Below are 21841 nucleotides of genomic sequence, written 5' to 3' on the forward strand. Positions count from 1 at the left end.
AGCGTGTTCCCTATTGAGCGGGGGGGCTGTCAGCATACGGATCAGGAATGCTTAGCTCGGCTAACAGCTCGCGCTCAAACTGCTCCATTTCCTCGGCCTCGTGATCATCAATATGATCGTAGCCCATTAAATGCAAGATGCCATGCACGACCATATGGGCGTAGTGGTGCTCGATCGACTTGTTTTGCTCGTTGGCTTCTTTGGCCACCACGGCATGGCAAATCACCAGGTCGCCGAGTAACGGTAAATCCACACCCGGCGGGCTCTCAAAAGGGAATGACAGCACGTTGGTGGTTTTGTCTTTGCCGCGGTAATCACGGTTGAGCGTTTGGCTTTCAAGCTCATCCACAAAGCGAATAGTCACTTCAAGACGCTGATCGTCAGGGTGGTGGGCAAACACACAGCCCACCCATTGGGTGAGCTGTGGCAGGCTGGGTAGCAGTGGTTCGTCAATCGCCGCCTGACGATCAACGATGACTTCAATGGCCTCGCTCATCGCGAACTATCCCATGCGTCTTCGCGTGCCTGCATACGTGCGTCACGCTCTTGCTGGCGTGCCTCGCGGCGAGCACGCTCTTCCACTTCCTGCTGGGATTCGAACATATCGTAGGCTTCGATAATGCGCTGTACCAGCGGGTGGCGTACCACATCCTTGGCGGCAAAGTGGGTGACGCCGATGCCTTGAGTGTCTTTCAACACGTCGAGCACCTGAATCAGCCCTGAACGCTGGCCTTTGGGGAGATCGACCTGGGTCACGTCGCCGGTAATCACGGCGGTGGAGCCAAAGCCAATCCGGGTCAGGAACATTTTCATCTGCTCCGGGGTGGTGTTCTGGCTCTCATCCAGAATGATGTAGGAGTTATTGAGTGTGCGGCCACGCATATAGGCCAGCGGGGCAATCTCAATCACCTGACGCTCAATCAGTTTTGCCACCTGCTCGAAGCCAATCATTTCATACAGGGCATCGTAAAGGGGCCGCAGGTAGGGATCGATTTTCTGGGCCAGGTCGCCGGGCAAGAAGCCAAGTTTTTCACCCGCTTCCACCGCCGGGCGCACGAGCAGGATGCGGCGTACTTCCTGTTGGTTGAGTGCCTCAACCGCGGCGGCAACAGCGAGGTAGGTTTTACCGGTACCCGCAGGGCCAATGCCGAAATTGATATCGTGTTCGCGGATACTGGATACGTAGCGCTGCTGGTTGAGCCCGCGCGGTTTGATCATGGTGCGTGGGGTGCGCATGATCACTTCATCGCTGCTGCCGACGCCGTCAGCTTCCTCTTCCAGCGCTTCAAGCCCAGACTCTTGCAGGAACAGGTGCACAGTGTCGGCCTCAAGTTCGCTCGCCGCTGTTTCGCGATAGAGGTGTTCCAACACGTTCGCCGCTGCTTTGATGCGGTTGGCTGGGCCCGCCAGTTGGAACACATTGCCCCGGTTGCGCAGCGTCACATCTAGGCGGCTTTCAATCAGCTTCAAATGCTCGTCCTGCTGGCCGCAAAGGCTAGCAAGGCGCTGCGGATCATTGGGTTCAAGGCTTAAGGTGATGATGCGATTGGCCTGAGGTGTTGGCTGGCTCAAGAGTGGGAAACCCCTCGTTAGTGTGTGTATCGTTCAGCTTACTGCCCCGCCAGAAGCGGGGCAATGATCTATGCTAACTGAAAGGTACTTTATACAGTACGGTGCCGAGAGCAGGTTTCCGCGAGGGCGCTGTGAACCCTTCCTTGGGCGCTACTTTTGCCATCTGACCGCCATGGATGGCGGAAATGCCGGAATTGTTGGGAACCCTTTCCGGCCCTGGCAAAAGACCCTCGCTTCAACCTGCTCTCGCACTCGTTATCGGGCATTTATAAATGCGTTAAACAATCAATAGCGCTCAGGTGAGGCAAGCTCACCGCGTAGCGAATTGGGAAATGCCTCGGTGATCTCTACATCGACAAAGTAGCCGATTAGTTCGGTGGGGTTGGCAGCGCGGAAGTTAACCACTCGGTTATTCTCGGTACGCCCTGAGAGCTGGCCGGGGTCGCGGGGCGAAAAGCCGTTAACCAGTACACGCTGTGTGCTGCCGACCATGCGGCGGCTAATTTGCGCGGTTTGCTGAATGATCCGCTCCTGCAGAATCGCCAGACGCTGCTTTTTGACACTCTCCGGTGTTTCATCCGGCAGGCCAGAAGCAGGTGTGCCGGGGCGTGCGGAGTAAACGAAGCTGAACGAATGATCGAAGCCGATTTGATGAATTAAATTCATCGTCGCTTCAAAATCTTCTTCTGTTTCGCCGGGGAAGCCGATGATGAAGTCAGAAGAGAAGCTGATGTCCGGGCGATTGGCGCGGATGCGCTCCATCTTTTCAATGTATTCGGCCGCCGTATGCCCGCGCTTCATGGCAGTAAGAATACGGTCTGAACCCGACTGTACCGGCAGGTGAAGGTGGCTCACCAGCTCAGGGATATCGGCAAAGGCGTCAACTAGGCTGTCGGTAAACTCCACCGGGTGTGAGGTGGTAAAGCGGATGCGGTCAATGCCCTCAACCGCCGCAACGCAGGCAATCAGTTCGGCCAGGTCGATTTCATCGCCAAGCTGGTTTTCACCGCGGTAGGCATTGACGTTCTGGCCCAACAGGTTGATCTCGCGCACGCCCTGGTCGGAAAGGTGAATGACTTCATCCATTACCGCCTCAAAGGGGCGCGAGACTTCTTCACCGCGGGTGTAGGGCACCACGCAGAAGGTGCAGTACTTTGAGCAACCTTCCATGATCGACACAAACGCCGTTGCGCCATCGGAAGAGGGCTTGGGCAGGTGGTCGAATTTCTCGATTTCGGGAAAGGTGACATCTACCGCCGCAATCTGGTTATTGCTGCGGGCATCCAGCATTGAGGGTACGCGGTGCAGGGTTTGCGGCCCGAACACCATGTCCACGTGAGGCGCGCGCTTGCGAATGGCTTCGCCTTCCTGGCTTGCCACGCAGCCGCCCACGCCAATCACCAGGTTGGGATTGGCGTCTTTAAGTTTTTTCCAGCGTCCCAGCTGATGAAAAACTTTTTCCTGCGCTTTTTCGCGAATCGAGCAGGTGTTTAACAGAATGACATCGGCTTCACGCTCATTATCAGTGAGTTCGAGCTGGTGAGATTCGCCGAGTAGATCCGCCATGCGGGAGGAGTCGTACTCGTTCATTTGGCAGCCGTGCGTTTTGATGAAGAGCTTCTTCGCCATCGGTACCTGTCATCTATGAGTCGTCGGGGGACGAGGATGAATGGAGTGTCGTCGTGCGGTCGGCAGTGATAGTGCCCGAACCGCTATCGTTAGTTGGCGCATTATACGGATACAAGAAACCAGCGGCTAGCGTTCATCCATAATCGATACTTGACCCTCACGATTCTATGGGTATACTACGCACCGTGTTTGAGCAGTTCCTCGATAGCTCAGTTGGTAGAGCAAATGACTGTTAATCATTGGGTCGCAGGTTCGAGTCCTGCTCGAGGAGCCAATCAATTGCTGGAAGTTATTAGCAATTTTGGTTTCGCTTTAAACACGATAGCGTTTGAAAAGACAGCGCTTATGAAAAAATAGCTTAAGATGTTCCTCGATAGCTCAGTTGGTAGAGCAAATGACTGTTAATCATTGGGTCGCAGGTTCGAGTCCTGCTCGAGGAGCCAAGTTATCACATCAGTACTTCACAGGTACTGCGCATTAGCTAGCTGTTTAAGATATGCCGATACGGGGATATCTTCATATAACAGGTAGTGCACTGTTCCTCGATAGCTCAGTTGGTAGAGCAAATGACTGTTAATCATTGGGTCGCAGGTTCGAGTCCTGCTCGAGGAGCCATTTAATCCCCCCTGTTAGTCTAAGTCTCACTGTTTCTTTAATACCCGCTGCTTAATGGCATCTGGGTGTTTTTCTGTGCCTGAATGCCGCGCATTCGCGTGGTGCTTACTGCTAACGGTTCTTGTGGCGTAAACTACACATAGTCAATCAGTCTGGGAAGTTTATGGTGGGCAAAGTGAATACACCGCAAGCCTTGCAGGTGTTTAAATGTTTAAGCGATGAGACGCGTTTGATGCTGGTGCTGCTGGTGGCTCAAGAGCAGGAGCTTTGCGTGTGCGAAATGACTTATGCGCTGCAGGAGTCCCAGCCTAAAGTATCGCGTCATTTGGCTCAGCTGCGTCAGTGTGGATTGCTGAGTGATCAGCGTGAGGGGCAGTGGGTCTATTACCGGCTTGCCCCCCAGTTGCCTGCCTGGGCTCATGAGGTTATTCGCGCGGGTGGCCAGGGCAGTGCCGCCCAGTTAGCTGCGCTGACTCGGCGCTTAACCAAAATGGGTGACCGGCCAGCCCGCCTGGCGGCGCTCTGTTGAAACCAGGGTTAAAGCCAAAACGTTAAAACCAAAACGCCGCCCCTTGCGAAGGGGCGGCGTTTTTTTAACTAGCTTATTTTAACTCGGCGTACTTAGCGCTTTGCGGCTAACCGCTGAGTGTCTTGCAGGCGGGCGTAGTCGAGCAGGATTTCAGCCGATTCGAGCACATAGGCGCGATCAACAGCCAGTGCGTCATCTTCGTCGCTTTCCCCTTCACTGTCTTGGGTTGCCTCTGCGTCCTCAATTCCTTCTGTGACGCTTTCGGTGGCATCCGTACGAGCATCCATCCACTCATCCAGTTCTTCAAGGCCTAGTGCTCGGCGGCGTTGGTTTTCCAGCGAAAGCTGCTCGGCTTCCTGGGCTTCCATTTCACGCTTACGCTGCTCGCGATTTAGGCTCACGCTGGTATGCTGCTCGCGTAACTGGCGAGCCAACGTGGACTGACGCTCTAAATAGCGGAAGTTGGCGTTGTCCTGGGCGCGTGCGTCGTGCTGGGCTATCAGTTTATCCAGCATGGTTTCAGGTTCGCCATAGCGGCGATACTGGACGTTCTGAACGGTGTCCCAGGCCAGGGCATTATCCAGGCTGCTCTCACCAATCCGCTCGGGGTCAATCAGGCTGGGGAAGTCGATGTCCGGTTCAACGCCGCGGTTCTGGGTGCTGTCGCCAGAAATGCGGTAGAACTTGGCGCGAGTCAGTTTGATCTGACCATGGCTCAGCTCGTTGAGCGTCTGCACGGTGCCTTTGCCAAACGTCGGCGTGCCCAATACTAAACCGCGACCATAATCCTGAATCGCACCGGCAAAAATCTCAGAGGCAGAGGCGGAGAGGCGATTCACCAGCACCCCTAGCGGGCCGTCATAAAGTGTCCCTGCTTCGCTGTCGCCATACAGTTGAATGCGCCCCTGGGCATCGCGCACTTGTACGGTGGGGCCGCGGTCGATAAACAGGCCAATAAGCGAGTTGGCTTCCTGGAGCGCACCGCCGCCGTTGTTGCGTAGGTCAAGCACGATACCTTCCACGCCCTCTTCTTTAAGGCGTTCGACTTCTTTGGCAACATCGCGAGTAGTGCTGCGATACTCCTCTTCACCCGCTTGCCAGGCGTCAAAATCGACGTAGAACGTCGGGATGTTAATCACCCCTAAGCGGTGAGGTTCTCCATCACGCTCGACTTCAATCACTTCGCCATGGGCGGCTTGGTCTTCAAGGCTAACGGTGTCACGGGTAATCTCAACGGTTTGCGAGCGGGTCATATCCACCGCTTGGGCAGGTACCACGTCCAAGCGAACAACGGAGCCTTTGGGGCCACGAATCAGATCCACCACGTTGTCCAGGCGCATGCCGACCACATTGACCATCTCACCCTCTTCCTGGCCTACGGCGATGATACGATCCGCTGGCTCAAGTACGCCGGCGCGCTCCGCTGGGCCGCCGGGCACAAGGCTGGAAACTTTGACATATTCACCATCGGACTGAAGTAGGGCGCCAATGCCCTCAAGGGAGAGGCTCATCTGAATATCGAAGGATTCGCCCTGGCGAGGGGAGAGGTAGCCAGTATGTGGGTCGATACTGCTAGTAACGGCTGCCATCAGTACGCCAAATACATCTTCAGACTCGGTTTGCTCCAGCCGCGTTAGTTGGCCTTCATAGCGCTGGCGCAGGTTGTCTTCAATCTGTTCGCTATCCTGATCGGTCAGGGCGAGCGTTAAGGCGTCGTTTTTAAGCCGCTTGCGCCATAGCTCGTCAAGCTCGCTTTGCCGGGATGCCCAGGGCGCCTCTTCACGATCAATTTCTAAACGCTCGTTGCTTTCAAAATCGAAATCAAGGCCTTCGTCCAGCTTTGCCAACAAAGACTCAAGGCGCGACCGTTGCCGATCACTAAAGGTGTTATAGAGATCAAACGCATCATCCAACTCACCATTGAAAAGAGCGTCTGCCATGCCCGTCTCTAAGTGACGATAGGGCTCGATATCACTGCGCAGCAGGTAGGCGCGCTGGCCGTCCAGAATATCCAAATAGCGTTGGAAAGCATCCTGCGACCACGCTTCATCAAATGTAATATCAGCATAATGGCCGTAGCGGAGCGAGTCCGCAATTTCCACTGCCGCCTGGCGTTGTTCGTCGGTCGGCTCAAGTTGCGCCAAGGCGGCTGGGCTGGTAACAACCAGCATGACAGCCAGGGCGACCGAACGCGAAAGCGTTGCAAACAAGCTCATCAGTCAAGCTCTCCCGGATTTGTGTACACTCATTCTTCCCTAGACTCGCATATGACCCATGAGTTGCGTAGGTCGAAGGGGTATTGTAGCAGGTCGCCTGCGCGATGAGACTCAATCATTACTGTTATGAGGATTTCCATGTCCGAGACTTTCAACGCTGATCGTTTAACGCGGTTATGCGATTTTCTGCGCCAATCACCGACCCCGTGGCACGCTGCAGGCAATATGGCTGAGCGATTGGAGCAAGCTGGTTTTCAGCGGCTGGAAGAGAAGGCCAATTGGCAGCTAACCCCGGGCAAGCGCTACTATGTCACCCGTAATGATTCGGCGATTATTGCTTTTCAGTTGCCTGAGTCTGAAGTGACGGCGCTGCGTATGATCGGTGCCCACACCGATAGCCCTGGGCTGCATCTAAAGCCTAACGCCACGCAGTGCTCTGCAGGCTGGCTACAGTTGGGAGTGCAGGTGTATGGCGGTGTTTTGTTGGCGCCGTGGTTTGACCGTGACCTGGGGCTGGCAGGGCGTGTGCATGTGCGCCATGCCGATGGTCGCTTGGAAAGCGTATTGCTTAATGTCGATCAGGCAATTGCCATGGTGCCGAGCCTGGCGATTCACCTGGATCGTGATGTCAACGCAGGACGGCCGATTAACCCGCAGACGCAAATGGCGCCAGTATTGATGCAGAGCGATACGGCTACGCTAGGCGAGCTAGTGGCGCAGTGGTTAGAAGAGCAGCACGGCCTGCGTGCAGTGGAAGTAGTGGACTTTGAATTAGGCTTTTACGATGTTCAGCCACCGTCCCTGGTCGGTGTTAAGCAAGAACTGGTGGCCAGCGCCCGGTTGGATAACTTGCTCTCCTGCTTCATCGGTTTAGAGGCACTCTTGGCTTGCGATGGCAGTCAAGGCGCTTTGTTGGTGGCCAACGATCACGAGGAAGTCGGCAGTGCCAGTGCCTGTGGTGCCCAAGGCCCATTCTTGGCGGATGTGCTAAAGCGCATTAATGGCCAGGTGGGCAAGGGAGACGACGAGTCGCTGATTCAACTGATTCAGTCGTCGCTGATGATTTCTTGCGATAATGCCCACGCACTGCATCCTAACTTTCGCGACAAGCACGATGAGCGCCATGGTCCAGCGATTAATGGTGGCCCGGTCATCAAGGTGAACTCCAGCCAGCGTTACGCCACCAATAGTGTCACTGGTGCGCTGTTTCGCGATGTCTGTCGTGAGGCTGACGTACCCGTGCAGTCGTTTGTTACCCGGGCGGATATGGGCTGTGGCAGTACGATTGGCCCGATTACCGCCACCGAGCTGGGTGTGCCCACTATTGATGTGGGGGTGCCTCAATGGGCGATGCATTCGATTCGGGAAACCGCGGGTACTAAAGATGTCGAGTATCTAACCCGCGCCCTAACGCTATTTCTAAACCGTCCTGCGTTAAGCTAGTCCAAGTAAATAGCTGAGTTTTGCTTAGCAATAACAGCTTTGCAACACAAAAAAAGCCCGCTAAATAAAATTAGCGGGCTTTTAATATGCTTGGTGGCTACGCCCTGATTTGAACAGGGGACCCCATCATTATGAGTGATGTGCTCTAACCAGCTGAGCTACGTAGCCTTTCAACGGGGGCGAATGATACTGATAACCCCGCCTTCAGTCAATGTTTTATTGCTGGTCGTATGGGTGTTGCCGCTTACACATTAAAGCGGAAGTGCACCACATCGCCATCTTTGACAATGTACTCTTTGCCTTCCAGGCGCCATTTTCCGGCGTCTTTGGCTGCCTGCTCGCCGCCTAACGATACGAAGTCCTCATAGGCAACTACTTCTGCACGGATAAAGCCTTTCTGGAAGTCGGTGTGAATCACGCCAGCGGCTTCGGGGGCTGTTGCGCCTTCTTTCACTGTCCAGGCGCGCACTTCTTTAACGCCGGCAGTGAAGTAGGTTTGCAGACCCAGCAGTGAGTAGCCCGCGCGAATGACACGATCAAGGCCTGGTTCATCCATGCCCATCTCACTTAAGAACATTGAGCGCTCTTCATCATCCAGCTCGGCAATTTCGGCTTCCAGCTGATTGCAAACAGGCACCACAAGCGCGCCTTCTTCAGCGGCGATTTCGTTAACAATATCCAGGTAAGGATTGTTCTCAAAACCATCTTCATTGACGTTAGCGATGTACATAGTTGGCTTCAGAGTCAAAAAGCCGAAGCTCTTCACCTGGCGCTGCTCTTCCTCGCTTAAGCCAAAGCTGCGTAGCGGTAAGCCTTCCGCAACGTGGGGCTGAATACGATCAAGAATCGCCTTAGTGGCAATGGCCTCTTTATCACCGCCTTTCACCGAACGAACCAGACGCTGGCTGGCTTTTTCGACAGTATCCAGGTCGGCCAGCGCCAGCTCTAAATTGATCGTTTCGATATCGGCGCGCGGGTCGACCTGGTTGGCTACGTGGATAACGTTGTCGTTGTCGAAGCAGCGCACCACATGGGCAATTGCCTGGGTTTCACGAATGTTAGCCAGAAACTTGTTGCCTAAGCCCTCACCTTTGGAGGCCCCGGCGACCAAGCCAGCAATGTCGACGAACTCCATGGTGGTCGGCAGTGTTTTTTGTGGCTTGACGATCTCGGCAAGCTTATCAAGGCGCGGATCCGGCATCGGCACGATACCCACGTTCGGCTCAATGGTACAGAAGGGGAAGTTTTCTGCATCGATGCCTGACTTGGTCAGTGCATTGAATAGTGTGGACTTGCCGACGTTAGGCAGGCCGACGATGCCGCAATTGAAACCCATAAAATGTTCCTGAGAATAAGGTGGTAGGGCGTAAAAGTAATCGCCATTCTACGAGATGCGCTAGCCGTCAGCTACCGGCGTAACTGAACAGCTTTTGGCGGCGTCTATGCTGGCTTGAGGCTGTGCAGCTGGTTCATGGCTTTGGCCCAGTCTCCCGCGAGCGCTAGCGGCAGGGTGGTGACACACTCGTCCATGGCGCGAACAATGGCCTCGTGTTCGGCCTTGCCGGGACGCCCCAGTACATAATTAGTGACTTGGCGTGCCTCGCCGGGGTGGCCAATGCCAATTCGTACCCGGTGAAACTGCTTCTGGCCGCCTAGTGCGCTAATAATATCGCGCAGGCCATTGTGGCCTCCATGCCCGCCACCGGTTTTGTAGCGTGCTTGGCCGGGGGGGAGGTCGAGCTCGTCGTGGGCGACCAGTAGGTTTTCAGGGGCAAGTTTGAAAAACTGGCACAAGGCTGCCACCGCGGCGCCACTGCGATTCATAAAGGTAGCAGGGTTGAGCAGGTGCAGTTCATGGTCGCCTAGGCGTACCTTGGCGTAGTGGCCGAAAAATTTCTTTTCCGGTCGTAGCTCTGCATGGGCGCTCTGCGCAATAGCCTCTACCAGCCAGAAACCGGCGTTATGGCGCGTGGCTTCATATTCCGCTCCGGGGTTGCCTAATCCAATAATGGCTGTTACCTGGCTCATCTTCCCACCTCGCACAAAATATTCAGAAGACCAAAACTATCCAGAAGACTAAAACAATCCAGAAAACATGGTTGACGCCGCGCCAGCGACGGCCCTAAAAAAAATCAAGCGCCGAGGCGCTTGATTCTAACATCGTGTCAGCATCACAAGGGCCATGCAGGCATGGCCCCCATAAGATGCTTAACGGGATACTTACTCGGCGCTGCTGTCTTCTTCGCCTTCGCTTTCACCATCTTCATCTTCTGCATCAGCACGCACTTTTACTTTCGTGATGCTGAGTACTGCATTGTCGTGCTCTTCACCGTGGGACAGGTCAACTGAGGTGACGCCGGCCGGTAGGGTAAGGTCAGACAGGTGCAGTGTCGTGCCAAGCTCAACGGCAGCGATGTCGACTTCGATAAAGTCAGGCAGGTCTTTCGGCAAGCAGCTGATCGCCACTTCGTTGGCCAGTACGTGCAGTTCGCCGCCTTGGTCTTTGATACCGACACACTTCTCTTCGCCCGTCACGTGCAGTGGCACGTTGATGGTGATTTCGTGAGTCGCATCAACGCGCAGGAAGTCGGCGTGGGTCAGCAACGGCTTGAAAGGGTGACGCTGCAGGTCACGAACAACGACTTGCTCTTCTTTGCCTTCGATCATCAGTTTGATGACGGAAGAGAAGAAAGACTCATCTTCAATCGCTTTGTAGAAAGCGGTTTTTTCAACAGCGATGGACTGCGCGCCTTTTTCGCCACCGTATACAACGGCCGGCACTTGCTGGTTCGCACGACGCAGGCGGCGGCTCGCACCTTTCCCCAGGTCGTTACGAACGCTGGCTTTCAGGATAAAATCAGACATGGAATTGCCTCTTAGTTTAAGTAAGGAAGACGCCGCCGACCGCGACCAGACGATGACGTTTCCGTGGCCCCAAAAGGGGGCTGTATCGTCAGCGGATTAGTGGAACATCGCGCTGACAGATTCTTCGTTGCTGACCCGGCGAATCGCTTCTGCGATCAGTCCAGCAACGCTCAACTGGCGAATTTTTCCGCTACGACGGGCAACGTCAGATAGCGGGATGGTGTCGGTCACCACCACTTCATCCAGTACGGAGTTGGTAATATTATCGACCGCAGGGCCGGACAGGATCGGGTGTGTCGCATAGGCCACCACGCGCTTGGCGCCGTGATCTTTTAACGCTTCACCGGCTTTACACAGCGTGCCTGCGGTGTCGATCATGTCGTCGACTACGACACAGGTGCGGCCCTCAATCTCGCCGATGATATGCATCACCTGGGCCTGGTTGGCCTGAGGGCGACGCTTATCGATAATGGCGAGATCGGCATTCAGCTGTTTGGCGATGGCACGGGCGCGAACAACGCCGCCCACGTCAGGGGAAACAACGACGAGGTCGCTGTAATTCTGACGCTCGATATCATCCAGCAGAATGGGAGAGCCGTAGACGTTGTCGACAGGAACATCAAAGAAGCCCTGGATCTGATCAGCATGTAGATCCATGGTCATCACGCGGTCAACGCCTGCTTTAACCATCATGTCCGCCACTACTTTGGCGGAAATCGGTACCCGTGCGGAGCGCACGCGGCGATCCTGGCGAGCATAACCAAAGTAGGGAAGTACTGCCGTGATGCGAGTTGCCGAGGCGCGACGCAGTGCGTCGACCATCAGGATCAACTCCATCAGATTGTCGTTTGTCGGTGCACAGGTGGATTGTAGAATGAAGACATCCTTACCGCGCACGTTCTCATTGATCTCGACTGCGATTTCGCCGTCGCTGAATTGACCCACCGTAGCGTTACCCATACGGCTGTCTAAGCTCTCGGCAATTTTTTGAGCGAGTGCGGGATTGGCGTTCCCGGCGAAAACCATCAATTTTGACACGCGCAGCCACCTTTGCAGTGTTGGGGATCAGGGGAAAAAACGCAGGCCATTGTTGGGTTGGCTGGGGTACCAGGATTCGAACCTGGGAATGCCGATACCAAAAACCGGTGCCTTACCACTTGGCGATACCCCAGCAATAACCTAACGCACTGACCGGGCGCTTTTAGCTGCCCAGAGCGGAACTATAAATAGCCCAGAGCATCATGTAGGGGAGAGGTGTTGAGTCCGCGTGCTACCCATGCCGGCCAATGTTGTCCCGCTAATTGCGCGATTGCTTGTGCCGATTGCTGTGTATCGAAAGCAGCAAATAGACAAGCCCCCGTGCCGGTCAACCGACTAGGTGCGTGCTGTGCAAGCCAGTTCAGGGCTTCCGCAATTGGCGGATAGCGTTCCTTTACCACGGCCTCACAGTCATTGCGCCACTCCGGCGCTCCCCCCTGCAGTGCGCGCGCCATAGTAATGGGGCGGCTGTCACGTGTCAATTGCGGGTCTTGGAAGACGCCTGACGTAGACACACTAATACCCGGGTGAATAATCACAAACCAAGGGGTATCAAGCGTCACCGGGGTAAGCCGTTCGCCAACGCCTTCGCCCCAGGCGCTATGGCCATGTACGAATACCGGCACATCGGCCCCCAGCTGAAGCCCCAGGCGAGCTAGTTCGACTAACGGTAGATTGAGCTGCCAGAGGTGGTTGAGCCCCACTAATGCGGTGGCTGCGTTGGAACTGCCACCCCCTAAACCGCCTCCCATCGGCAACTGCTTATCGATCGTAAGCGTAGCGCCTAGTGCAGTGCCGCTATGCTGTTGCAATAACCGTGCGGCGCGTACGATCAAATTGTCATCGTGGCTAACGCCGCTAACCTCACTGGTTAACTGAATTTCCCCGTCATCGCGGGGGGCCAACGTAAGGTGGTCGCACAGGTCGATAAACTGAAATAGCGTTTGCAGTGCGTGGTAGCCGTCTTCACGACGGCCCACTATATGCAGCATGCGGTTAAGCTTGGCCGGCGCGGGAAGCGTTAATGGCGCGTTCATTGAAACGGTTACCTTTACTCTTCGCTAGCTTGCCACTGGTTGACGACCAGCGTAATACGCACATCATCGTAGTGCATGACCATGCGCCGTGGCAGCCATAAATCGTCGACTTTCTCCCAGTCGCGGTAGTCGATTTCCCAGCCGTCTTGGGTAAGATGGCTAGGAAAGCCCAGTTCGTCGGTTTCTAGCTGATAACTGCCGGTATTGTCATTATCAGGATCACCGGGCAGGCCGCGCACCCAGTTGGGCATAGCGGTGACGGGGAGTGACCAGCCCAACTGCTCTTCCATAAGCGCTTCTGGGGTTTCTGCCTCAAAGCGGCCGTCGCTATTGGAGAGGGAGAAACGTCCCTCGCGCCCCTCAAGCACGTTGCGTCCGCCGCCAAAGGGCCCGCTGATCAGCATACGGAAATAGTAGGGGGTTTGATTCCAGTCCAGGTTGGCGCTGACGTTCTCTTCTGGGGTGCGCAATCCTGCCTTGCCGACCAGCGTCCAGGTATCGAATGCTTCTACATCGGCCTGCTGGCGTTCCCACTGACCTGCCTGGCGGCCACTTTCATCTATGGGAGCCTGGGAGGCACAGCCGGCGAGCAAGAGAAGCGCGAAGCCGGCAAGCCAGAGGCGCGAAGTGTGACGTGTCAATGGCCAGCGGGGCGAGGGGGACGTCAGTGTCAACATAAACAGGCTCCATGTCAGGTGGTTATAGCGCAAGGGTAACATGATGGGGGCGCTTAAAATGGGGTTCGCAGGGTTAGGGTGCCTCTGGCGGCGTTAGTTCAGGACTTATTTAAGGACTGAGCTCAGGGCTTAGCTCAGGATAACGCTCGAGTAGCCCGTCGATCAGTGGGTGTTGGTTCGTCCGCTGCATGATTTGCTGAATCAACTGGCGCGCTTCTTCATCACGCCCCAGTGCATTTAGCACTTCGGCCAGATGCGCAGCGACCTCCTGGTCAGGTAGCTGCATATAGGCGCTTTCAAGCCAGGGCAGCGCTTCTTCAGGTTCGCCAAGGCGGAAGTAGACCCAGCCCATGCTATCGAGCACGGCAGGGTTGTCCGGATCAGCCTCGTAGGCACGCTCAATCAGCTCAAACGCCTCTTGCAAGCGCCCTGGCAAGTTAAGGTCGGCCAGTGTGTAGCCCAGCGCATTGAGCGCTTCGGCATTGTCTGGGTCGGTGCGCAGTATCTGACGTAAATCCTGCTCCATACCTGCGATGTCGCCTGCTTCCCAGCGCCGCATGGCACGCATATAAAGCAGCGATGCGTCATCAGGTGTACGGCTAATTTCGCGGTCTAATAGCGCATCAGCATCAGCAGGCTGATTTATTTCGTCCAGCAACTGCACTTCGAGCATCACCAATTCAGTAAAGTAATTATCAAAGCGCATCCGTTCAATGCGTAGGAAGGCGCGAGCATCCAGCAGGCGATCTTCCTCAATCAGCATTTGCGCGGCCGCCGCGCGAGCGGGCAAAAATTCACTGCCCTCGCTGACTTGGCGATAATAGAGCAGCGCATTATCGATATCGCCTTGCTCTTGGGTGATGGCGCCAAGTAGGTAATAGGCTAAATCTGGCACGTTAGGTTGGCCAATCAGCGGCTGCAGCAAGCGTTGCGCGGGTTCGGGGTGCCCCTCTTCCAGATAAAGCTGGGATAGCGATAAGCGCAGATCTTCATTGCCTGCATGGCTCTCTAGCAGAGCGTTGGTTTGCACTTCAGCCGCGCTAATATTGTTAAGGCGGATTTCTGCTTGAGCCAGTAGCAGGATAAACCGCACATCGTCAGGGGCGAGTTCAAGGCCCTGTTGGGCAGCGCGTTGAGCGGCCGGGTAATCCTCAACCTCCAGTGCCAAGCGAGCTTTCACCAACCATAACGCAGCAGATTCGGGGTCGAGCAACTCGACTTGGTCAAGCCGCCGTTGGGCAAGCGTTGTATCACCCAGGGCGGCCTCAATCAGTGCCGTGCCCAACAGTACATCGCTGTGATGGGGCAGTTGGTCAGCGTTTGGGCGGGCTAAATGCTCAAGCAACTGCTGGGCGATCAACGTTAATGGTGCCTCTTCAGCCACCGCGATCTCTGCAAAGGCGGTGATATCGCCATGGCCGCCAGCTTCAACAATCGCAATGCGCTGCTCAAGGCTGTCGAGCCAATCACCACGCTGCAGTGAAAAGGCCGCCAGCAGACGATTGGGTGCTTCTGCCTGGGGGGCAAGCTCTCGCCAGCGAAGTGCCGAGGCTTCGACTAATGAAGCTTCATCGCCAAAGCGGGCCGCGAAGGTGGCGCGCTCAGCAAGCGCTGGCTCGCGATAGCGCTTAGCCGCTTCCAGGTAGCCTTGGCTCGCGTAGCGATAGTCGCCACGCTGGCCAGCAAGCTCAGCGCCCAGCAGCGTACTGAGCCCCGCGGCATCCAGCCCGCGGGTTATTGGCGGCGCATTGCGCATTGGGTCATCGGCCCAGGTGCCGAGGTGGCTATCCTGAGGGCTGGGCGTAGATTGGCAGGCGCTCAGCAGCAGAGCAGCAGAAGCGGCCAAAGGTAATCGCATCGAATGCCGGAACATAGCGCTCACTAGTGAGAAGCCCGAACAGGTAGAGCCCTTTAAACCAGGGCCCAATAAAGAAAAGCGAGGTCGCATGCGTCTCTCGATTAAGTGGCCAGATGCCCAGCATAGCGGCTTGCCTGCCTGCGGCAAAGTGGTGTGGGCCAGATGATAGCCTGCTGTGATAGAATGTTCCTCCTTGAAAAAGTGGTCAGCAAACTTTATGCCTACTTATTAAAGACTATTGTAGGCAGCTTACAGATATTTGTAGGCAGCGCCGAACCACGCTAAAGACTTGTTTTAGCAAGCCCTAATTGACGGTGCAGCCGCTTATCATCACGACGGCTGCCAAAAAGTCCGACACACTAGCGAAGACGCATAACGCATGACGCTTCTTGCCCTGGGAATAAATCATCGTACCGCCAGCGTGGCCGTGCGTGAGCAGGTGGCTTTTACGCCAACGCAGCTTGAAACCGCATTGGCTGAATTGCGTAACCTGCCACAAATCAGTGAAGCGGCGGTGCTCTCTACCTGCAACCGCACGGAGCTTTACTGTGTCACGGATGCGGCTGGCGAGCAGGCAGTACTCAATTGGCTCGGACGCTTTCATAACTTACGCGTCGATGAGCTGATGCGCTGTGCCTACCACTATCTAGACAACGATGCAGCGCGCCATTTAATGCGCGTAGCGGTTGGCCTGGATTCCATGGTGCTGGGCGAGCCGCAGATTCTGGGGCAGTTGAAGGATGCCTATCAGCAGGCGCGCCAATCCAAGGGCTTGGGTGGCGAGCTTGAACGCCTGTTCCAGCATACCTTCGCGGTGGCCAAACAGGTGCGCACCGAAACCGGCATCGGTAAAAACCCCGTTTCAGTGGCTTACGCTGCCGTCAGCATGGCCAGCCGCATTTTTGATGATTTTAGCCGTTCCCGGGCGCTGCTAATCGGTGCCGGTGAAACCATCGAATTAGTTGCCCGCCATTTGCATGAAGCGGGCGTTCGCCAGCTTACCGTCGCCAACCGCACCCGTGAACGCGCTGAACTGGTGGCAGGCCCCTTAGGGGGAACGGCGATTACCCTGCAAGAGATTCCTGACGCGCTTGAACATGCCGATATTGTGATCTCTTCCACTGCCTCCCCGCTACCCATACTTGGCAAAGGTATGGTTGAGCGCGCGCTCAAAAAACGCCGCCATCGTCCGGTCTTTATGGTCGATATCGCGGTGCCTCGGGATATTGAGCCTGAAGTGGGCGAGCTAGTGGATGTGTTCCTCTACACCGTGGACGACTTGGAAGAGGTCATCCAGGAAAATCGCCGTCACCGCCAGGTTGCCGCTGACCAAGCCGAGTCGCTGATCGAACACGGGGTGGGTAGTTGGCAGCATGAGCGGCGTATTCGTAATGGTGGTGAACTGATCCGCGACTACCGCCAGCATGGTGAAGCGCTGCGCGATCTTTCCCGCGACCAAGCGTTGGAGCGGCTGGCACGAGGTGAAGATCCGGCTAAAGTCATTGAGCGCTTGGCGCATCAATTGACTAACCGTTTGCTCCACCAGCCCACCCAGGCCATACGCGATGCAGCGTCTGAAGAGCACCACGATTTACTCAACGCCGCTCCGCGCCTGCTGTTGCCCACTAAGCCTGCCTTTGAGACTACACCAGCGCCCCCGGTTAACCGCCAGAAGGATGATACGCCCGCATGAAAGAGACTCTGCGCCAACGCTTAGACAGCTTTACCGAACGCTTTGAAGAGCTGGCGATGCTGCTGTCGGATCCCGACGTGATCAATAACCAGCAACGCTTTCGCGATTATTCGCGTGAGTATGCTGAGTTAGAGGAGCTGGTGGCGGCCTGGCAGCGCTATCGTGATATTGAAACCAATATGCACGAAGCCGAGCAGCTTAGCCGCGATAGCGACGCGGACATGCGCGAGTTGGCGGAGATGGAGCTAAGCGAAGGGCGGGAGCGGTTAGCCGAGCTGGATATCGAGCTGAAGCGCCTGCTGGTGCCTAAAGACCCTGATGATGGCCGTGGGGTGTTTCTGGAAGTGCGTGCTGGTACCGGCGGCGACGAAGCGGCAATTTTTGCCGGTGACCTGTTTCGCATGTACTCCCGCTACGCTGAAAAACGTGGTTGGCGGGTCGAGGTGGTGAGCGCCAGTCTTGGCGAGCAGGGCGGCTACAAAGAGATCATTTCCCGCGTCAAAGGCGATGGTGTTTACGCCCAGCTGAAATTTGAATCCGGCGCTCACCGGGTACAGCGCGTCCCTGCGACCGAGTCCCAGGGCCGCATTCACACCTCTGCTTGCACCGTCGCAGTGATGCCTGAAGTCGATGACGTGGGCGATATCGATATCAATCCTTCGGATCTGCGCGTGGATACCTACCGCTCCAGCGGCGCCGGTGGTCAGCACGTTAACACCACGGACTCTGCGATCCGCATTACTCACCTGCCTACCGGCGTGGTGGTGGAGTGTCAGGAAGAGCGCAGTCAGCATAAAAACCGTGCCAAAGCGATGTCGCTGCTGGCCGCGAAGTTGAAGCGTAACGCCGTCGATAGCCAGCGTCAGACGCAAGCAGATGCACGCCGTTCTCTAGTGGGTTCGGGGGATCGCAGTGAGCGTATCCGCACCTATAATTTCCCCCAGGGGCGGATTACCGACCATCGCATTAATTTGACGCTTTATAAACTCAATGAAGTGGTCAGCGGCGAGCAGTTGGATGACGTGATTAGCCCGCTGATTCACGAGTATCAAGCGGAACAGCTCTCAGCCCTTCAGGATGTCTAATGACCCTTGATGCGCTGTTGAAACAGGCTGCCCAACGTTTGCAGGCGGCGGGTTCCAGCTCGCCGCGTATCGACGCTGAAGTGCTGTTATGCCACGTGCTCGGGCGTGATCGCACTTGGCTCTACACCTGGGGCGATAAAATATGCCCCTTATGGGAGCAGGCCCGTTTCGATGCGCTCATCGCTGCACGTTCCCAGGGCACTCCGGTTGCCTACCTTACCGGGGAACGCGAATTTTGGGGGCTGCGCTTAGCCACCTCACCTGATACGTTGATACCCAGGCCTGATACTGAAACCCTGGTTGAGCTTGCCCTAAAGCGGGCGACGCTACCCTCAGGCCGGCTGCTCGATCTTGGCACGGGAACGGGTGCCATTGCCCTGGCATTTGCCAGCGAACAACCTCACTGGCAGGTAGTGGGTGTGGATCTGCGCTTTGAGGCGGTCGCGTTGGCAAGCCGTAACGCGCGCTCGTTAGGCATATCCAATGCTAGGTTTTTACAGAGTGATTGGTTTGCTGCTTTGGAAACGTGTGCGGATGCAGATAAGCAGTTCGATATTATCGTCAGTAATCCCCCGTATATTGCCGCCGATGATCCTCATCTAGCCGAAGGCGATGTGCGTTTTGAGCCACGCTCAGCGCTGGTTGCTAACGCCTGCGGCATGGCGGATTTACTGCATTTGGTAAACTCCGCGCAGCGCTATCTAGCGGCTTCTGGTTGGTTGCTGCTAGAGCACGGCTATAAACAGGCCGAAATGGTGCGTGAGGCGCTTGAGCGAGCTGGCTATAAAAACGTTGAAAGTGCTCGTGACCTGGGGGGGCATGAACGGGTTACCCTGGGGCACCTTTAATAACTGCCCGATTCATCAGTATTGGATCCCGCCATGAAACCAAAAAATAGAACGCTGGACCGTATCGACCTTAAAATCCTGCGCTGCTTGCAGGAAAATGCGCGTATTTCTTACGTCGATTTAGCTTCGGAAGTGGGTTTATCCACAACCCCCTGCCTTGAACGCGTTAAGCGTTTGGAGAAAGCGGGTATTATTCGTGGTTACCAAGCCATTCTTGACCCGCGGGCTTTGAAGGCCAATTTATTAGTTTTTGTCGAGATCAGCTTAGAAACGCAGTCGCCAGCGGTCTTTGATGAGTTTCGCCGTGCTGTGGAGAAGTTACCGCAGATTCAGGAGTGCCACCTTGTCTCGGGTCAGTTCGACTACATCTTGAAGTGCCGCATTCCCGAAATGGCCGCTTACCGCCAGCTATTGGGCGATGTGGTGTTAACGCTACCGGGTGTGAAAGAGTCGAAAAGCTACGTGGTGATGGAAGAGGTCAAAGAGAGCTTCAATTTACACATTCCTGCCTTTGAGGAATTTGAGGATAAGTAAGCCGATGATGGATGACCAGGCGCTGCTGCGCTATAGCCGTCAGATCATGCTGCCCGAGGTGGATTTCGAGGGCCAAGAGCGCCTGCAATCTGCCCATGCAGTGATTATTGGGGCCGGCGGTTTGGGCTCTCCGGCAGCGCTCTATTTAGCTGCTGCTGGGGTCGGGCGCATCACCATTGCCGATGCCGATCATGTTGAACTTTCCAATCTTCAACGGCAAATTGCCCATCAGCAGTCCAGTATTGGTTTAAATAAAGCGCACTCTGCCCAGGCCAGCATGTGCGCACTCAATCCCCACTGCCAAGTGGTTGCGTTAGACCAACATGTTGAAGGCGAATCGCTTGAGCGGTTAGTCGCTTCGGCGGATGTGGTGCTCGACTGTACCGACCGTTTCTCAAGCCGCTATGCGGTGAATGCGGCGTCCCAAAAAGCAGGTGTGCCGCTGGTATCGGGTGCGGCAATTCGCTTTTCAGGTCAGTTGGCAGTCTTTGACCCACGCAATGCCGAGTGTCCCTGCTACGCCTGCCTCTATCCGCCCGACGAAAGTGGCGATGAAGCGCTAAGCTGCTCAGAAAGTGGCGTCATGGCGCCACTGGTGGGCTTGATCGGCTGCTTTCAGGCGGTTGAAGCCTTTAAGCTGCTTAGTGGTGCAGGTTCTGCCCACCAGGGCCTCTCTACCTTTGAGGGTTTAAGCGGCCAATGGCGGCACTTCCTAGTGCCTCGCGATCCCGCTTGCCCAGTGTGCGCTCAGCGCCTCTGATGTGCTGAAAGCGACTTAATCGTTAGCTTTTGCTTCTGTTGTGTCATGCTCTGCGGCGTTCGCACTCGTGGTTGAATGCTTTTCAACGGTTGCTTTTGGCGAGGTTTTAGTCATGCTGCCGATAGCGTCGCTAAAGGCACTTTTCAGCACATCGTTGTCGGGGTTCATATCGATACTGCCGTGGAAAACGCTGCCATCTTCAAGTACCAGGCAGGGGGCAACAATAGTGCCTGAAACCTGGGCTCCCTTATGAATGGTTGCGCGGTGGTGTGCCACCAGGTTTCCGGTTACCTCGCCTGATATATGCAGTGTGTGAGCAAATACATCGCCGTTGATATAGCCATTGGCACCTAGCGTCACGGTGTGTTGTTTACAGGTGATAATGCCGCTTACGCGTCCCTCTACCGTCAAATCCTCATCGCTATTAATGTCTCCCTCCACTTGCGTATGACCCCCAATAACGGAGAGGCTTGGTCGTGCACTGCTGGTTGGCGTGCCTAGTGTTGCTGATGAGCGTGTATCAGGTGGCGTTAGCGCCGCAGCCTTATTCTCAGGTGGGGCATTCTTGGCTTTGTTAAACATAGGGTGGCTCCTAGTGAATGACGCCAGAGCGCCTTTGGGGTGCGTGGTATTGAGCATTGAATACCTTAATCGGCTTGTTACTGTCTCAAAGCCTGGAGTTAAGCCAAGTGAGTGGGCTTATTCACGCCGCCGCAATATAAAAGAGCGAGTATAACGTTAGCTGGGGCAACTACATCTAAAGCGGCAGGAAGCGGTATGGGCATTCAAGTATGGTTTATTGTGCTGGGCGTTGGCGTAATGACGCTGATCGTATGGGATGGCAAGCGCCGTAAGCTAAAACAGCGCGCTTTAAGCGCCGCAGGGAGACCACACAAAGCGCCTGCAGTGGATTCCGCTTCCATCTCAGAACACCCCTTTGAAGCAATGTCGCCACCTGAAGAAGCCTCCGCTGTGACGTCTCCCGCCATCCAGTGCATGCCAGGTGGCAGCCGAATTGGGTCAGCCACTCATATTTTAGGCAAAGTGATCGCCGATGAGCCTGTGCTCATTAAGGGCCGTTTGGAGGGGACTCTTATTGCGCCTAATCATCCTGTCTCTGTGACTGCCTCTGGCCACGTCGCATCGTATCTTGAAGGCAACAGTGTCGATATTGACGGAAAAATGGTCGGTACGCTTAAAGCCAACACTAAAGCCACACTGCTGTCTCGGGCGCGTATTCAGGGGATAGTCGAGGCGCCTAGCCTAGAGTGCATGGCGGGAGCTTGGCTCCAGGTGGATGTGGCTAAGAAGGTCAACCTACACAAAATTGCCATGGTGTCTTAACCGCTAGCTGCTACATCTGTCACGCTATTTATTATACCAACGTCTAGATTCGCTCTGCAGTGCTTCAGTTGGTTTTAACCTGGCCGATACCTAATTAA

The 21841-nt window shown here is 55.5% G+C and carries 20 protein-coding genes and 5 tRNA genes; 11 read left to right on the plus strand and 14 right to left on the minus strand.

Features of this window, described 5'->3' with window-relative positions:
• Positions 1 to 10: 10 nt before the first annotated feature.
• From ybeY to miaB, 3 genes are all read right to left on the minus strand, one after another.
• Positions 11 to 496: an rRNA maturation RNase YbeY gene (gene ybeY / locus ACW17M_RS08325; protein WP_009288232.1), complete on the minus strand. Its 486-nt coding sequence runs from the start codon at positions 494 to 496 to the stop codon at positions 11 to 13.
• Positions 493 to 1572, minus strand: a complete 1080-nt coding sequence (locus ACW17M_RS08330) for a PhoH family protein (protein ID WP_009288233.1) — start codon at positions 1570 to 1572, stop codon at positions 493 to 495. The genes ybeY and ACW17M_RS08330 overlap by 4 nt, the downstream gene beginning before the upstream one ends.
• Before the next feature lie 285 nt (positions 1573 to 1857).
• The gene (gene miaB / locus ACW17M_RS08335; protein WP_141440837.1) at positions 1858 to 3201 is read right to left on the minus strand and encodes a tRNA (N6-isopentenyl adenosine(37)-C2)-methylthiotransferase MiaB; all 1344 of its coding nucleotides are present in this window, start codon (positions 3199 to 3201) and stop codon (positions 1858 to 1860) included.
• Positions 3202 to 3399: 198 nt separating this feature from the next.
• On the opposite strand from miaB, the gene ACW17M_RS08340 reads away from it, so the two are divergent.
• The 4 genes from ACW17M_RS08340 (at position 3400) to ACW17M_RS08355 (ending at position 4345) form a co-directional block, all read left to right on the plus strand.
• Positions 3400 to 3475: transfer RNA gene (locus tag ACW17M_RS08340), tRNA-Asn, on the plus strand.
• Between the two features lie 93 nt (positions 3476 to 3568).
• Positions 3569 to 3644 (plus strand) — tRNA-Asn (locus ACW17M_RS08345).
• Between the two features lie 96 nt (positions 3645 to 3740).
• Positions 3741 to 3816 (plus strand) — tRNA-Asn (locus tag ACW17M_RS08350).
• 163 nt (positions 3817 to 3979) lie between these two features.
• Entirely contained in the window at positions 3980 to 4345 is a 366-nt protein-coding gene (locus ACW17M_RS08355; protein ID WP_022522558.1) for a metalloregulator ArsR/SmtB family transcription factor, read from the plus strand.
• A 92-nt stretch (positions 4346 to 4437) separates the two neighbouring features.
• Here ACW17M_RS08355 and ACW17M_RS08360 read toward each other — a convergent pair whose 3' ends face one another.
• Positions 4438 to 6561 carry a carboxy terminal-processing peptidase gene (locus ACW17M_RS08360; RefSeq protein ID WP_027960050.1) on the minus strand — a complete coding sequence of 708 codons (2124 nt, stop codon included), beginning with the start codon at positions 6559 to 6561 and terminating at the stop codon, positions 4438 to 4440.
• Positions 6562 to 6699: 138 nt separating this feature from the next.
• On the opposite strand from ACW17M_RS08360, the gene ACW17M_RS08365 reads away from it, so the two are divergent.
• Positions 6700 to 8004: a M18 family aminopeptidase gene (locus ACW17M_RS08365; protein WP_027960051.1), complete on the plus strand. Its 1305-nt coding sequence runs from the start codon at positions 6700 to 6702 to the stop codon at positions 8002 to 8004.
• A gap of 91 nt (positions 8005 to 8095) precedes the next feature.
• Here the strand turns inward: ACW17M_RS08365 and ACW17M_RS08370 are convergent.
• The 9 genes from ACW17M_RS08370 to ACW17M_RS08410 all read right to left on the minus strand — a co-directional run bounded on the left by ACW17M_RS08370 (position 8096) and on the right by ACW17M_RS08410 (position 15569).
• Positions 8096 to 8172: transfer RNA gene (locus tag ACW17M_RS08370), tRNA-Met, on the minus strand.
• A 76-nt stretch (positions 8173 to 8248) separates the two neighbouring features.
• Entirely contained in the window at positions 8249 to 9340 is a 1092-nt protein-coding gene (gene ychF, locus ACW17M_RS08375; RefSeq protein ID WP_009287566.1) for a redox-regulated ATPase YchF, read from the minus strand.
• Between the two features lie 104 nt (positions 9341 to 9444).
• Positions 9445 to 10032, minus strand: a complete 588-nt coding sequence (gene pth / locus ACW17M_RS08380) for an aminoacyl-tRNA hydrolase (RefSeq protein WP_022522562.1) — start codon at positions 10030 to 10032, stop codon at positions 9445 to 9447.
• 192 nt (positions 10033 to 10224) lie between these two features.
• Complete coding sequence (locus ACW17M_RS08385) at positions 10225 to 10869, minus strand: 50S ribosomal protein L25/general stress protein Ctc (RefSeq protein WP_009287568.1); 645 nt, start codon at positions 10867 to 10869, stop codon at positions 10225 to 10227.
• 96 nt (positions 10870 to 10965) lie between these two features.
• The gene (locus ACW17M_RS08390) at positions 10966 to 11907 is read right to left on the minus strand and encodes a ribose-phosphate pyrophosphokinase (protein ID WP_009287569.1); all 942 of its coding nucleotides are present in this window, start codon (positions 11905 to 11907) and stop codon (positions 10966 to 10968) included.
• 58 nt (positions 11908 to 11965) lie between these two features.
• Positions 11966 to 12040: transfer RNA gene (locus ACW17M_RS08395), tRNA-Gln, on the minus strand.
• A gap of 49 nt (positions 12041 to 12089) precedes the next feature.
• On the minus strand, positions 12090 to 12944 hold the full coding sequence (gene ispE, locus ACW17M_RS08400) for a 4-(cytidine 5'-diphospho)-2-C-methyl-D-erythritol kinase (RefSeq protein ID WP_009287570.1): 855 nt from the start codon (positions 12942 to 12944) through the stop codon (positions 12090 to 12092).
• Between the two features lie 14 nt (positions 12945 to 12958).
• Positions 12959 to 13621 (minus strand): lipoprotein insertase outer membrane protein LolB, encoded by a 663-nt coding sequence (gene lolB, locus ACW17M_RS08405; RefSeq protein ID WP_027960053.1) that lies wholly within the window; start codon positions 13619 to 13621, stop codon positions 12959 to 12961.
• A 109-nt stretch (positions 13622 to 13730) separates the two neighbouring features.
• Positions 13731 to 15569: a tetratricopeptide repeat protein gene (locus ACW17M_RS08410; protein WP_141440840.1), complete on the minus strand. Its 1839-nt coding sequence runs from the start codon at positions 15567 to 15569 to the stop codon at positions 13731 to 13733.
• Positions 15570 to 15858: 289 nt separating this feature from the next.
• On the opposite strand from ACW17M_RS08410, the gene hemA reads away from it, so the two are divergent.
• The 5 genes from hemA to ACW17M_RS08435 are packed head-to-tail and all read left to right on the plus strand — an operon-like array spanning position 15859 to position 20399.
• The gene (hemA, locus tag ACW17M_RS08415; protein ID WP_457547217.1) at positions 15859 to 17172 is read left to right on the plus strand and encodes a glutamyl-tRNA reductase; all 1314 of its coding nucleotides are present in this window, start codon (positions 15859 to 15861) and stop codon (positions 17170 to 17172) included.
• Positions 17169 to 18257 carry a peptide chain release factor 1 gene (gene prfA, locus ACW17M_RS08420; protein WP_457547218.1) on the plus strand — a complete coding sequence of 363 codons (1089 nt, stop codon included), beginning with the start codon at positions 17169 to 17171 and terminating at the stop codon, positions 18255 to 18257. The genes hemA and prfA overlap by 4 nt, the downstream gene beginning before the upstream one ends.
• On the plus strand, positions 18257 to 19105 hold the full coding sequence (prmC, locus tag ACW17M_RS08425; protein ID WP_427769102.1) for a peptide chain release factor N(5)-glutamine methyltransferase: 849 nt from the start codon (positions 18257 to 18259) through the stop codon (positions 19103 to 19105). The genes prfA and prmC overlap by 1 nt, the downstream gene beginning before the upstream one ends.
• A gap of 33 nt (positions 19106 to 19138) precedes the next feature.
• A complete protein-coding gene (locus tag ACW17M_RS08430; protein WP_007113443.1) occupies positions 19139 to 19639 on the plus strand; it encodes an Lrp/AsnC ligand binding domain-containing protein in 501 nt (166 codons plus the stop codon).
• A gap of 4 nt (positions 19640 to 19643) precedes the next feature.
• Positions 19644 to 20399: a HesA/MoeB/ThiF family protein gene (locus ACW17M_RS08435; protein WP_427769104.1), complete on the plus strand. Its 756-nt coding sequence runs from the start codon at positions 19644 to 19646 to the stop codon at positions 20397 to 20399.
• 15 nt (positions 20400 to 20414) lie between these two features.
• Here ACW17M_RS08435 and ACW17M_RS08440 read toward each other — a convergent pair whose 3' ends face one another.
• Complete coding sequence (locus ACW17M_RS08440; protein WP_035538778.1) at positions 20415 to 20981, minus strand: bactofilin family protein; 567 nt, start codon at positions 20979 to 20981, stop codon at positions 20415 to 20417.
• 195 nt (positions 20982 to 21176) lie between these two features.
• On the opposite strand from ACW17M_RS08440, the gene ACW17M_RS08445 reads away from it, so the two are divergent.
• A complete protein-coding gene (locus ACW17M_RS08445; RefSeq protein ID WP_152419273.1) occupies positions 21177 to 21743 on the plus strand; it encodes a bactofilin family protein in 567 nt (188 codons plus the stop codon).
• Positions 21744 to 21841 lie beyond the last annotated feature (98 nt).

It is taken from the genome of Vreelandella sp. 2A-K22, from assembly GCF_054065485.1.

What these genes read in the sequence shown, in the direction of transcription:
- prmC (WP_427769102.1), top strand. Translation starts at nt 18,257, where the DNA reads ATGACCCTTGATGCGCTGTTGAAACAGGCTGCCCAACGTTTGCAGGCG.
- ACW17M_RS08445 (WP_152419273.1), top strand. Translation starts at nt 21,177, where the DNA reads ATGGGCATTCAAGTATGGTTTATTGTGCTGGGCGTTGGCGTAATGACG.
- miaB (WP_141440837.1), bottom strand. Translation starts at nt 3,201, where the DNA reads ATGGCGAAGAAGCTCTTCATCAAAACGCACGGCTGCCAAATGAACGAG.
- pth (WP_022522562.1), bottom strand. Translation starts at nt 10,032, where the DNA reads ATGAGCCAGGTAACAGCCATTATTGGATTAGGCAACCCCGGAGCGGAA.
- ACW17M_RS08365 (WP_027960051.1), top strand. Translation starts at nt 6,700, where the DNA reads ATGTCCGAGACTTTCAACGCTGATCGTTTAACGCGGTTATGCGATTTT.
- ybeY (WP_009288232.1), bottom strand. Translation starts at nt 496, where the DNA reads ATGAGCGAGGCCATTGAAGTCATCGTTGATCGTCAGGCGGCGATTGAC.
- ACW17M_RS08435 (WP_427769104.1), top strand. Translation starts at nt 19,644, where the DNA reads ATGATGGATGACCAGGCGCTGCTGCGCTATAGCCGTCAGATCATGCTG.
- ACW17M_RS08430 (WP_007113443.1), top strand. Translation starts at nt 19,139, where the DNA reads ATGAAACCAAAAAATAGAACGCTGGACCGTATCGACCTTAAAATCCTG.
- ACW17M_RS08385 (WP_009287568.1), bottom strand. Translation starts at nt 10,869, where the DNA reads ATGTCTGATTTTATCCTGAAAGCCAGCGTTCGTAACGACCTGGGGAAA.
- lolB (WP_027960053.1), bottom strand. Translation starts at nt 13,621, where the DNA reads ATGTTGACACTGACGTCCCCCTCGCCCCGCTGGCCATTGACACGTCAC.
- prfA (WP_457547218.1), top strand. Translation starts at nt 17,169, where the DNA reads ATGAAAGAGACTCTGCGCCAACGCTTAGACAGCTTTACCGAACGCTTT.
- ACW17M_RS08410 (WP_141440840.1), bottom strand. Translation starts at nt 15,569, where the DNA reads ATGCGACCTCGCTTTTCTTTATTGGGCCCTGGTTTAAAGGGCTCTACC.
- ACW17M_RS08355 (WP_022522558.1), top strand. Translation starts at nt 3,980, where the DNA reads ATGGTGGGCAAAGTGAATACACCGCAAGCCTTGCAGGTGTTTAAATGT.
- ACW17M_RS08440 (WP_035538778.1), bottom strand. Translation starts at nt 20,981, where the DNA reads ATGTTTAACAAAGCCAAGAATGCCCCACCTGAGAATAAGGCTGCGGCG.
- hemA (WP_457547217.1), top strand. Translation starts at nt 15,859, where the DNA reads ATGACGCTTCTTGCCCTGGGAATAAATCATCGTACCGCCAGCGTGGCC.
- ychF (WP_009287566.1), bottom strand. Translation starts at nt 9,340, where the DNA reads ATGGGTTTCAATTGCGGCATCGTCGGCCTGCCTAACGTCGGCAAGTCC.
- ACW17M_RS08360 (WP_027960050.1), bottom strand. Translation starts at nt 6,561, where the DNA reads ATGAGCTTGTTTGCAACGCTTTCGCGTTCGGTCGCCCTGGCTGTCATG.
- ispE (WP_009287570.1), bottom strand. Translation starts at nt 12,944, where the DNA reads ATGAACGCGCCATTAACGCTTCCCGCGCCGGCCAAGCTTAACCGCATG.